The sequence below is a fragment of the Domibacillus tundrae genome (genome assembly GCF_000970675.1).
Lineage (GTDB): Bacteria > Bacillota > Bacilli > Bacillales > Domibacillaceae > Domibacillus > Domibacillus tundrae.
Window position 1 is genome coordinate 143,990 of sequence record NZ_LAJA01000017.1, and the last position, 10,395, is coordinate 154,384.

14 protein-coding genes and 1 pseudogene are annotated in these 10,395 nt (G+C 45.6%); 14 read left to right on the forward strand and 1 reads right to left on the reverse strand.

The window, feature by feature from the left end; genetic code table 11:
* Positions 1-28 precede the first annotated feature (28 nt).
* From VQ00_RS14495 to VQ00_RS14535, 10 genes are all read left to right on the forward strand, one after another.
* Positions 29-1,288, forward strand: a complete 1,260-nt coding sequence (locus tag VQ00_RS14495; RefSeq protein ID WP_046180825.1) for a molybdopterin molybdotransferase MoeA — start codon at positions 29-31, stop codon at positions 1,286-1,288.
* Complete coding sequence (locus VQ00_RS14500) at positions 1,273-1,725, forward strand: molybdenum cofactor biosynthesis protein MoaE (protein ID WP_046180826.1); 453 nt, start codon at positions 1,273-1,275, stop codon at positions 1,723-1,725. Before VQ00_RS14495 ends, VQ00_RS14500 begins: the two co-directional genes overlap by 16 nt.
* Positions 1,722-1,955, forward strand: a complete 234-nt coding sequence (moaD, locus tag VQ00_RS14505) for a molybdopterin converting factor subunit 1 (protein WP_046180827.1) — start codon at positions 1,722-1,724, stop codon at positions 1,953-1,955. Before VQ00_RS14500 ends, moaD begins: the two co-directional genes overlap by 4 nt.
* Positions 1,956-1,984: 29 nt before the next feature.
* The gene (gene moaA / locus VQ00_RS14510; protein WP_425388388.1) at positions 1,985-2,992 is read left to right on the forward strand and encodes a GTP 3',8-cyclase MoaA; all 1,008 of its coding nucleotides are present in this window, start codon (positions 1,985-1,987) and stop codon (positions 2,990-2,992) included.
* A 140-nt stretch (positions 2,993-3,132) separates the two neighbouring features.
* Entirely contained in the window at positions 3,133-4,116 is a 984-nt protein-coding gene (locus tag VQ00_RS14515) for an aldo/keto reductase (RefSeq protein ID WP_046180829.1), read from the forward strand.
* Positions 4,117-4,199: 83 nt separating this feature from the next.
* Positions 4,200-4,958 carry an inositol monophosphatase family protein gene (locus tag VQ00_RS14520; protein ID WP_052728560.1) on the forward strand — a complete coding sequence of 253 codons (759 nt, stop codon included), beginning with the start codon at positions 4,200-4,202 and terminating at the stop codon, positions 4,956-4,958.
* Complete coding sequence (locus VQ00_RS18900; RefSeq protein ID WP_046180830.1) at positions 4,955-5,188, forward strand: HAD family hydrolase; 234 nt, start codon at positions 4,955-4,957, stop codon at positions 5,186-5,188. The genes VQ00_RS14520 and VQ00_RS18900 overlap by 4 nt, the downstream gene beginning before the upstream one ends.
* A 122-nt stretch (positions 5,189-5,310) precedes the next feature.
* The gene (locus VQ00_RS18905; protein WP_172645584.1) at positions 5,311-5,484 is read left to right on the forward strand and encodes an HAD hydrolase family protein; all 174 of its coding nucleotides are present in this window, start codon (positions 5,311-5,313) and stop codon (positions 5,482-5,484) included.
* 137 nt (positions 5,485-5,621) lie between these two features.
* Entirely contained in the window at positions 5,622-6,134 is a 513-nt protein-coding gene (locus VQ00_RS14530) for an acyl-CoA thioesterase (protein ID WP_046180831.1), read from the forward strand.
* Positions 6,135-6,208: 74 nt separating this feature from the next.
* Complete coding sequence (locus tag VQ00_RS14535) at positions 6,209-6,853, forward strand: SDR family oxidoreductase (protein WP_046180832.1); 645 nt, start codon at positions 6,209-6,211, stop codon at positions 6,851-6,853.
* Positions 6,854-7,109: 256 nt separating this feature from the next.
* Here the strand turns inward: VQ00_RS14535 and VQ00_RS14540 are convergent, their stop codons facing one another.
* Positions 7,110-7,982, reverse strand: coding sequence for a LysR family transcriptional regulator (locus VQ00_RS14540; protein WP_046180833.1), 873 nt, complete (start codon positions 7,980-7,982; stop codon positions 7,110-7,112).
* A 123-nt stretch (positions 7,983-8,105) separates the two neighbouring features.
* Between VQ00_RS14540 and VQ00_RS14545 the strand changes: the two genes are divergently transcribed.
* From VQ00_RS14545 to VQ00_RS18910, 4 genes and pseudogenes are all read left to right on the forward strand, one after another.
* Positions 8,106-9,206, forward strand: coding sequence for an AbrB family transcriptional regulator (locus tag VQ00_RS14545; protein WP_046180834.1), 1,101 nt, complete (start codon positions 8,106-8,108; stop codon positions 9,204-9,206).
* Between the two features lie 58 nt (positions 9,207-9,264).
* Positions 9,265-9,432 carry a hypothetical protein gene (locus VQ00_RS14550; RefSeq protein ID WP_156154074.1) on the forward strand — a complete coding sequence of 56 codons (168 nt, stop codon included), beginning with the start codon at positions 9,265-9,267 and terminating at the stop codon, positions 9,430-9,432.
* Positions 9,402-9,838 (forward strand): annotated as a pseudogene (gene yyaC, locus VQ00_RS18220) (spore protease YyaC). The gene VQ00_RS14550 and the pseudogene yyaC overlap by 31 nt, the downstream one beginning before the upstream one ends.
* Positions 9,792-9,938, forward strand: a complete 147-nt coding sequence (locus tag VQ00_RS18910) for a hypothetical protein (RefSeq protein ID WP_172645585.1) — start codon at positions 9,792-9,794, stop codon at positions 9,936-9,938. The pseudogene yyaC and the gene VQ00_RS18910 overlap by 47 nt, the downstream one beginning before the upstream one ends.
* The last annotated feature ends 457 nt before the right edge of the window (positions 9,939-10,395 follow it).

Genomic DNA, 10,395 nt, shown 5'->3' on the forward strand with positions numbered 1-10,395 from the left:
CATGGGAAAAGAAAGCGAGGAGAAGAGAATGGTTGAAAAACGACAGCCGATTCCCGTAAAAGAGGCAATCGAGAGAGTCATGAAACGGGTGACACATTTATCAAAAGAGATGGTGCCGCTTGAAGAGGCATACGGACGAATTCTAGCGGAGCCGGTTCGGGCGAGTCATCATGTTCCTCCGTTTGATCGCTCTCCTTATGACGGGTTTGCGGTACGCTCTGTTGATACAAAAGGGGCTTCGGGAGACTCACGTCTTTCCTTTCGCGTTATTGACCATATTGGTGCCGGATCAGTATCGACGTGTACAGTCGGCGCAAGAGAAGCAGTCCGGATTATGACTGGCGCACCGCTGCCGGACGGAGCCGATGCGATTGTTATGCTGGAACAGACAGTGATAACTGGAGATAGATTTACGATCCGCAAGCCCTTTGAACCACTTGAAAATGTTTCATTAAAAGGAGAAGACGCACAGGAAGGCGAGATAATTGTTGAAGCCGGCACATTTATTCACCCTGGCGTCATTGCCGTACTGGCCACATTTGGGTATGGGCAAGTGAACGCAGCCAAAAAACCGGTCGTTGGGCTGCTGGCGACAGGAACTGAGCTTGTTGATGTCAGCGAGCCGCTTGAACCCGGCAAAATACGTAATTCAAACGGCCCGATGATTGCGGCGCAGCTGGCACGGATGGGGATTGGCTGCCGGCTGCTTGGTTCTCTGCCGGACGATGAAGATGCATGCTTTGAGCTTGTGAAAAAAGCAGTGGATGAATGTGATGCCGTCATTACAACCGGCGGCGTGTCAGTCGGTGATTTTGATTTTCTGCCGGCTGTGTATGCGCGCCTTGACGCGGACGTTTTGTTTAATAAAGTACAGATGCGCCCGGGCAGTGTCACAACGGTTGCGTATGCGCGTAATACATTTCTCTTCGGGTTGTCGGGGAACCCATCGGCCTGCTTTGTCGGCTTTGAATTGTTTGCACGGCCTGCTTTTTTAGCGATGATGGGTAATGAAAAGCCATTTTTGCCTTATGAAAAAGCAGTGCTTGATGTGGATTTTCCAAAGCCAAATCCGTTTAACCGGTTTATCCGTGCGGTATATAAATCAACACCCTCCGGTTCGCTTGTCCGCCCGGCCGGCTTTAACAAATCAAATTCTGTCACATCGATTGCGAGAGGAAATGCCTTTATTGTATTGCCGGGCGGCACGCGCGGGTTTCAAAAAGGCGATGAAGTCGATATCTTGATCATAGGATCAGAGGAAGGAGTGTCATCATGGGAACTGAATTAAAACCTTTTCACGTTACGGACCAGCCGCTTGAACCGGTTTTGTATATGGAGTATGTCACTCATCCGGAAGCAGGTGCGGTCACGCTGTTTGCCGGCACGGTCCGCGAATGGACGAACGGAAAGCGAACGATGTATTTAAAGTATGAAGCGTACGTGCCGATGGCTGAAAAAAAGCTCGCCCAAATCGGGGACGAGATAACCGAAAAATGGCCGGGCTCACGCGTGGCGATTGTTCATCGGATCGGGGAGCTGGCGATTTCAGATATCGCTGTTGTCATTGCGGTTTCATCGCCGCACCGGAAAGCCGCATATGAGGCAAATGAGTATGCGATAGAGCAAATAAAAAAAGTCGTGCCGATCTGGAAAAAAGAAATGTGGGAAGACGGAGAAGAGTGGATTGGGGACCAATCGTATAAACCAGGGAGTGAACAAGCATGATTCATCTTCATTATTTTGCCGGCTTAAAAGATGCAGCGGGAAAAGCGGAAGAAAGTCTGCCATGGGAAGACGGTACGGCAGCAGATGTGCTACAATGGGCAAAAACATCGTATCCGGCGTTTGATTTTTCAGCCGTACAGATTGCGGTGAACGAAGAATATGTACCGAGGACAGAGCCTGTAAAACCGGGCGATCACGTTGCATTTATTCCGCCGGTAAGCGGAGGATAACCAAAATTATTTGAAAAGGACTGAGCGCTTTGAACATAACCGATACTCTTCAGCGTCCATTGCGTGATTTGCGTATTTCGGTAACGGACCGGTGCAATTTTCGCTGTACGTACTGCATGCCGAAAGAAATCTTCGGTGATGATTACGCGTTTATGCCAAAAAATGAGCTGCTTTCATTTGAAGAAATGACTCGGCTGGCAAAGCTGTTTGTGGGGTTCGGCGTGAAAAAAGTGCGTTTAACCGGCGGGGAACCGCTGCTCCGCCGTGATCTGCCGGACTTGATCGGCATGCTGACGGCGATTGACGGGTTAGAAGATATTGGCCTGACAACAAATGCCCTTTTACTAAAGCAACACGGGCAGGCATTATATGAAGCGGGACTGCGCCGGCTGAATGTGAGCCTGGATTCATTATCAAACGAAACGTTTGGCAAAATGAATGGCCGCGGCATCGGACCGGAGCGGATTCTTGAAAACATTGAGTATGCGAAGTCACTCGGATTTGAAGTAAAAGTGAACATGGTCGTGCAAAAAGGCGTCAATGATCACGATGTAGTCCCGATGGCCGCTTACTTTAAAGAACGAGGCGTCACACTCAGATTCATTGAATTTATGGATGTCGGCACCGACAACGGCTGGAGCTTTAAACAAGTCGTAACGAAAAAAGAAATTTTAGCGCGTCTTCAGGAAACGGAACAGCTCGAGCCGGTCGATGCTGATTATTTCGGAGAAGTAGCCGGACGTTACCGTTATAAAGATGCAGATGCGGAGATTGGCTTTATCACATCTGTTTCCGAATCGTTTTGCTCATCCTGCACACGGGCACGGCTTTCATCAGAAGGGAAGTTTTACACGTGCCTGTTTGCAACGGACGGGTTTGATTTGAGAAGCTTAATCCGATCCGGCGCTTCAGACACTCAGCTGGCTGAAGCCATTCGGAACGTTTGGGAAAAACGAGGCGACCGCTATTCAGATGAACGGACGGAACAAACCGCAAAAAAACGAAAAAAAATCAACATGTCATATATTGGCGGCTGATCGTTGCCTGCCTCTTGCTGTGTCAGCGCAGAAGGGGCAGGCTTTTTTATTTTTTACTCAAGCTTTATCGGCTGACATTTCTTGGTTTATCCATTATACTTTCTTTTGTGAATGCGTTTTCTTTCAGGGGGGACAATAAAATGAACTATCGTGAATTAGGCAATACAGGCATAAACATAAGTGAAGTCAGCTTCGGCACGTGGGCGATTGGCGGCTCATGGGGGAAAACGACAGATGAAGCATCATTAAAAGCGCTGCATTTTGCGATGGAGCAAGGTGTGAATTTTTTTGATACAGCCGATGTGTACGGCGACGGCCACAGTGAACGGCTGCTGGCGAAAGCAACAAAAGGCAGGGAAGACGAGATACACATTGCCACAAAATTTTGCCGGCAGGGCGATATTTTCGCGCCCGAAACGTATTCATATGAACAAGTGAGTGCATATTGCGAAGCAAGCTTAAAGCGATTGGAACGCGAACAGATAGATTTGTATCAAATTCACTGCCCGGCGACGCAAATTTTAAAAGAGGGCGACGTGTTTCACGTGCTCGACCGACTGCAAAATGAAGGAAAGGTTCGTCATTATGGCGTCAGTGTCGAAAGTGTGGAAGAAGGACTTATTTGCCTGGAGCATAACAATGTAAAAAGCCTGCAAGTGATCTTTAATCTTTTCCGTCAAAAGCCGGCAGAAGAGCTATTCCGAAAAGCAAAAGAGCAGGGCGTCGGCATCATCGTCCGTCTGCCGCTCGCGAGCGGCCTGTTGACCGGCAAATTCAAGCAAAGCGATACGTTTGAAGAAGACGACCACCGGAATTTCAATAATGATGGCAATGCATTTAACGTCGGAGAAACTTTTGCCGGCCTTGGCTTTAAAAAAGGGGTGGAACTCTCAGATGAGCTGAAATGGATCGCTGAGGAACGGGGATCGATGGCGGAAGCATCTCTTCGGTGGATTTTGGATCATCCGGAAGTGACGTGTATCATCCCTGGATTTAAAAACGCAAAACAAGTCGAGCAAAATTTGCAGGCGCTTCGTACCCCTTCTTTTACACAAGAAGAGCAGAAGCGGATTAAAGAGTTTTATGAGAAAGAAGTAAAACAGCATATTCGCGGCGTCTATTAAATGGTGCCTGTCCCCCGCTGCTGGAGGGACAGGCCCTTTTTTTGATATGATGCGTAGATAAATATAAAGATGGGAGCGATTGGATGTACGAGGATTATTTAGCTTTTGCGATTGAGCTTGGGAAAGGAGCAGGCGCTTTTTTGCTGCCGAATGCGGGGAAAGCTGGCGGCCAGACGATGAAAGCGGCGAAGGACTTTGTGACAGAGATGGACGTGGAGGTGGAAGCACTCATTATTGAACGTATTCAGGCGAAATACCCGGAGCATGGTATTTTCAGTGAAGAAGCGGGAACGATTGAAGCCGACAGTAATTATAAATGGGTGATTGATCCGATCGACGGTACAATTAATTACAGCATTGGTGTGCCGCAATACGGTGTGTCGATTGCACTTACTTATAAAGGGGATCCGATTGTTGGCGTCATCGATTTGCCAGGATTAAATGAAACATATTGGGCGTCAAAAGGCGGCGGCGCATTTAAGGACGGCACGCCGATTCACGTGCGGGATGTTCCTTTATCAGAGTCGTTTATTTCTCACAGTGATTTCGCGAAAGATGGTAATAAGGAAGCGAATGTCCAGCGTTTGGAGCTGTTGGCGAAAATAGTCAACGATGTATATCGTGTCCGAATCATTGGCACGGCGGCTGTCACTCTGGCGTATATCGCGGCTGGAAAATGGGACGCGGCGCTTTACATGAACCCGGCATTTTACGACATTGCGGCAGGGCAGCTGCTCGTCACGGAAGCAGGCGGCGTGATGGAGACAGCCGGACCGTATATGATGTTTGGACAAAAGCAGGCGGCAAGTGGGCTTGCTGCATTGCTGGAGGAGACAAAATGAAGCTGATTGCGATTGATGTGGATGGGACGCTTCTGAACGACCGAAACGAAATTCCGCTTGAAAACATTCAGGTAATCCGTGAGGCTCAATCGACCGGAATTGAAGTCGTTATTGCGACCGGCCGCGCTTATTTTGATGCAGCCCAGCTGATGAAAGATGCAGGGTTGACGACATGGATAATCGGTGCAAATGGAGCAACGATTTACGATCCGAATGGTACATGTGTATAGGCGATCTCCGTCAGCGAAGAAGACACTGATGAAATTCTCGCTTATTTCACAGAGCAGGGATTCTATTATGAAGTCTTTTCTGAACATAAGCGGATCAATTCGATATTTCAAAAGAAGAGATTATGGCGATCGGTGACAATTCCAACGACATTTCCATGTTTCAAATTGCAGGCACGAGTGTTGCGATGGGCAATGTGCCTGATGGAGTAAAAGAAAAAGCGATGATAACGACACTGAAAAATACAGAACACGGTGTGGCACGCATTATTCAGAAAAAGATAAACCCTGCTATTTAAACAGCAGGGTTTTGTTGAGCTTGTGTAAATTTTCCTTAAGCAAGCGTTATCTTCTAAAAAAAGTCTTTGTTTTTCAGTATCTTCAGATTATAATGAGTCGCATATTTTAAATTTATAGATAAGCGGGTGGATGAATGATGGAGCCGAAAAAATGCAGTGAATCCCGGGTTGTCCGCACGAGCCGGGTCTTTCCGAATGATGTCAACAATCATAATACATTATTTGGCGGACGGCTTATGAGCGATGTTGATCAGGTGGCGTCTATTTCTGCCGCGCGCCACAGCCGGAAAGAATGCGTGACGGCTTCGACAGATTCAGTTGACTTTTTACACCCGATCCGTCCAAGCGATTCCGTTTGTTTCGAATCTTTTGTCACGTGGACAGGCAGTTCCTCGATGGAAGTGTTTGTGAAAATTGTGTCTGAAGATTTAAAAACCGGTGATCGGAAAATTGCCGCGACTGCTTTTTTAACGTTTGTCGCGCTCGATGACGACCGCCGTCCAGCACCTGTACCGGAAGTCATTCCAGTCAGTAACGAAGAAAAAAAACTGCATGAAACGGCACCACTGCGGGCAAAAAAGCGGAAAGAACATAAAAAGCATAGTAAAGAATTAGCTGCTTTTTTAACAACAGGCAAATCCGAGTCATAAGACGTCTTATTTGCTTCCGAACGCCATTTTTGAAACAATGAGCAGGAAATGATTTGGAAAGAGGTGCTCACAAGATGAAAGTGTTAGTAGTTGGAGCAAACGGACAAATCGGACAAAAGCTGATTGAACTTTTACAGGGTAGCGATAAACATGAAGTGCGTGCGATGGTACGTAAAGAAGAGCAAGCGGAAGCGTTTAAAGAAAAAGGCATTGAAGCGGTGATCGCGGATCTTGAAGGCGGCGTTGATGAGCTGACAGATGCGGCTCAAGGCTGTGATGCGATTGTCTTCACGGCTGGTTCCGGCGGTCACACCGGTCCGGATAAAACGCTCCTGATCGACCTAGATGGAGCGGTGAAAACAGTGGAAGCGGCGGAAAAAGTGGGCGTAAAACGATTTATTATGGTCAGTGCGCTACAAGCGAACAACCGCGAAAACTGGAACGACCAAATGCGTCCATACTATGCGGCGAAGCATTATGCGGACCGAGCTGTTGAACAAAGCTCATTAACATATACCATTATTCGCCCAGGCGGCTTATTAAATGAACTGGGTACGGGAAAAGTAGAAGCGGGTGAGCAACTTGAACGGGGATCGATTCCCCGCGCGGATGTCGCAGCGGTGATTTTTCACGCTCTTGATGCGGCGCATACGTTCAACCGCTCGTTTGATTTAGTTTCCGGAGAACAAACCATTAGCAAAGCGTTGAAAAATATTTAATGTAAACAGCCTTTCCAGCGATGGAAAGGCTGTTTAGTGTTTTCAAAGTATCTATTTCGAGGGATGTCTAGCTCCAGACGCCATCAGCTCGAGGGTTCACAGGATGTGAGTCACAAAGGTGTTGCAGCAGGACGCTGCGTTTTTAAACCTTTGCTCTAAGCCCAGCCCAGCCCAGCCCTTCTGGAGGCACAAAACGCCTCCGACAGTGCTCGTCTTATGCTTGTCGCTGATAAACGGACGTCTTGCGCTTTTCATATTAATGGATGCTCATTAAATCAACTCGTTCAATAAATTCGACAAATGCTTTTACGATATTAAGCTGCAGCGATTCTTCATGAAAAAACATCCAGCTTTTTCGAATAATCCGTTCGCCGGCTGCATTCTTCAATTCAATTTTATGAAGGTCCTCTAAATCATCTAAAATCATGCTCGGCAGGATCGCATAGCCGAGACCATTCGCAACCATGTTTTTGCATGTTCCAGCTTTATCGACGTCGATGCTGATTAACGGCGGCTTTGCATAATTTTCTGCCCACCAGTGATCTACAACCATCTTTAAGTTTTGATCGGTTCGGTAATCAATCCGCGGCATGTCAGGCAAATGAGCTAAGTCAATTTCTTCTTTTGACGCGATGCAGATCGTTTCCTCAAAGAGAAGCCGTTTCTGATCTTTCCAGCCATAATCCCCTTTGACAAACCCGACGTGCACGTCTTGATTGTAAATTAAATGCGTAATATGGCTGCTCCATTCAGTCGTCACTTTAAACTCGACGTTCGGGTATTCCTCTTTAAAAAGTTTTAAAATGCCAGGCAGCTTATAATCGGTAAAAAAAGTTGAGACGCCGAGACGCAGTGTGCCGGACATTGTTTTTTCCATATTGAGCACATTTTCTTTGATTCGCTGCATGCGATGGATCATATCTTCGGCGCATTTGGCTAAATACTCTCCTTGGGGCGTAAATTGAATGCCGCGTCTGCCGCGTGTGACAATCTGAACCCCGAATTCTTTCTCCATCTGCTTCAGCCGGTTTGTTAAAGCTGGCTGTGAAAGGTACAGTACCTGTGCTGCGTGTGTGATGTTTTTATGATTATAAAGCGTTTGTAAAATAAGCCAGTCTCTTTCATCCATTTTAAATTACTCCTCTTTTAGACATAAAAAAAAATTATCATTAAGCATATAAAATCCATATTTTATTTATTTCTTATTGTATATTATAGTAAATTGTACAGGAAACAGAAAGAAGGAATAGAAATGAAAGAAACAAAGTGGCTGTATATTGCGATAAGTGCAATCGGCGGCTTCCTGCTGTCATTGACGGGCTTATCCATCGGGTGGATGCTCGGGACACTGCTGGCCGCTATGCTCCTTTCCTTCATAAAGCCGGATTTTTTAGGGGAGAAAGGAATTCCGAAATATTGGCTATACATCGGACAATGTATTTTAGGCATTGAACTCGGTCAAAAAATAAATTTATCTGTACTCAATGTTTTTCAAAAAGATTGGGCGGTTATTTTAATTATGCTGCTTCTATCGATTGCTTTTTCACTTTTATCGGGTGTGATTTTATGGAAGTTCAGTAAAACGGATATGCTGACTAGCTTTTTTAGCACAGCGCCAGGCGGTTTATCCGCCATGCCGGGAATTGCCGAGGAGGTCGGCGCCAATACGGCGGTCGTCAGCATTTTACAGACGATGCGTGTCTTCCTCGTGATTTTCATCATTCCAATTGTCGTCTCCGCTCTTGTTTTTCATCCGTCTGCGGAACCAGTCATACAAGCGGCTGCACCAGCATTTGGATGGAGTGGGCTTCTATGGACAGCAGTTCTTTCTATTACGGCATGCGCAGGTTATCACATCGGGAAAAAATTAAAGTTCCCGGCACCATGGCTGCTTGGAAGTATGCTGTTCACAGCTGTTATTCAATCGGGCACTTCGACTGCTGTTGGACACGATGTAATAGCTTATTGGCCGCATGAAGTGATGATTCTTTCACAAATCGTCATTGCTGCATCGATCGGCTCTCGTTTCCGTAAAGAAATGTTTGTTGGGTTAAAACAAACGATCGCGATCTCATTTGTCAGTACTGTCTTATTTATTGGGGCGATGTTTGGCTGTGCATACATTGTTTCCAAAGCAACTGGGCTTGCTTTTATGACGGCTGCGCTTGCCTTTGCACCAGGAGGCGTGGCGGAAATGGCGACAACGGCTGTCGTACTCAACGCAGACGCAACATTTGTTGTGGCTGTTCAAGTACTGCGGATTATCGCTGTTATTTTATTGCTTCCGCCAGTTTTCAGAATGCTGCACGCGTCGGAATCAAGAAAAGAGGTTCATTCTCATGCATCTGTTTAACTTTATACATGCCCCAAACCGTGCTTCCCTTTACAATGAAAGAAAAGGGGGAGCGAGGATGGGGTTTTTTAACGGAACAAAAGAAATCGATGTTAAGCAGAAGATGCTTTCTTATATAAAAGATCTGGAACAAACAAAGCAGCAGGAAATAGATGCTATGGCACGTTTGGTGAAAGGTCTTAAGAAGAAGCGGTCATTTTATGCGTTGGTTCAGATCGTTCTGTAGGGGATTCACTTGGTCCGCTTGTTTGGAACAATGCTGGAGGAAATCGGTGTTCCATACAGTGTATATGGACACTCGAAGAACCGGTCCACGCCTTTAACCTGGAAGTGACGATGAAGAAAATTAACCGGCAGTTTCAAAAGCCGTTTATTTTAAGTATTGATGCAGGACTTGGGGATAAGGGGGATGTCGGCACTGTTTTTTTAAAGAAGGACCGCTTGTTCCTGGAAAGGCACTTCAAAAAGTACTTCCGCCTGTTGGTGATTATCATATAACGGGTGTCGTAAATTATCTTGATCCACTTCCGGCGACTCAGTTTTTAAATGATACCCGTCTTTATACGGTAAGAGGAGAGATTGAACATGTGGATCCTCACCGTTTATTCGAAGAACGAGATGAAAATGTTTGAATTCGATACAGAAATTGAAGCAAAAGAAGCCTTCAGCAAGGTGAAAGGAAATAAATATTTGTCTCAAATCATCTATTATAATGATCCTTCTTTTCAATAAAGTCTCCCCAAAGTCAAATTAGGCTGTGGGGAGACTTTATTATAAAAAAGTAATTGACAACAAATTTGAAAAGATGATATATTGTTTAGCGTCGCTCGAGAACAATTAAGAAGAGTGATGCGCTAATCAACAAGTTATAATCACCGGAAAATTCTCAGGGATATTTTTAGAAAAGATGATTGACTTGTTATTATGAAAGATGGTATGATTAACGCCTGTCATTCAGAAGTTATGTTTGAATCTGAAACAGAGAAGATAAAGTGCTTTTCCGAAATGATTATTTCGAAAGAAGTATTGACATTCAAATCGAGTTAATGGTATGATGTTATAGCTGTCGAAGAGACGGCAGAACGAATTGAACATTGAACATTGAAAACTGAACAAAATCAATAAAAACGTCAACGTTTTAAGCAAGAAACTTCCATGTGAGATGCTTATCATCTTACATAGAAACAAT

Bases quoted from the DNA above. Each gene is read 5' to 3' on its own strand.
- VQ00_RS14495 (WP_046180825.1), top strand. From the start codon at position 29: ATGGTTGAAAAACGACAGCCGATTCCCGTAAAAGAGGCAATCGAGAGA.
- VQ00_RS14500 (WP_046180826.1), top strand. From the start codon at position 1,273: ATGGGAACTGAATTAAAACCTTTTCACGTTACGGACCAGCCGCTTGAA.
- moaD (WP_046180827.1), top strand. From the start codon at position 1,722: ATGATTCATCTTCATTATTTTGCCGGCTTAAAAGATGCAGCGGGAAAA.
- VQ00_RS14515 (WP_046180829.1), top strand. From the start codon at position 3,133: ATGAACTATCGTGAATTAGGCAATACAGGCATAAACATAAGTGAAGTC.
- VQ00_RS14520 (WP_052728560.1), top strand. From the start codon at position 4,200: ATGTACGAGGATTATTTAGCTTTTGCGATTGAGCTTGGGAAAGGAGCA.
- VQ00_RS18900 (WP_046180830.1), top strand. From the start codon at position 4,955: ATGAAGCTGATTGCGATTGATGTGGATGGGACGCTTCTGAACGACCGA.
- VQ00_RS18905 (WP_172645584.1), top strand. From the start codon at position 5,311: ATGGCGATCGGTGACAATTCCAACGACATTTCCATGTTTCAAATTGCA.
- VQ00_RS14530 (WP_046180831.1), top strand. From the start codon at position 5,622: ATGGAGCCGAAAAAATGCAGTGAATCCCGGGTTGTCCGCACGAGCCGG.
- VQ00_RS14535 (WP_046180832.1), top strand. From the start codon at position 6,209: ATGAAAGTGTTAGTAGTTGGAGCAAACGGACAAATCGGACAAAAGCTG.
- VQ00_RS14540 (WP_046180833.1), bottom strand. From the start codon at position 7,982: ATGGATGAAAGAGACTGGCTTATTTTACAAACGCTTTATAATCATAAA.
- VQ00_RS14545 (WP_046180834.1), top strand. From the start codon at position 8,106: ATGAAAGAAACAAAGTGGCTGTATATTGCGATAAGTGCAATCGGCGGC.
- VQ00_RS14550 (WP_156154074.1), top strand. From the start codon at position 9,265: ATGGGGTTTTTTAACGGAACAAAAGAAATCGATGTTAAGCAGAAGATG.
- VQ00_RS18910 (WP_172645585.1), top strand. From the start codon at position 9,792: ATGTGGATCCTCACCGTTTATTCGAAGAACGAGATGAAAATGTTTGAA.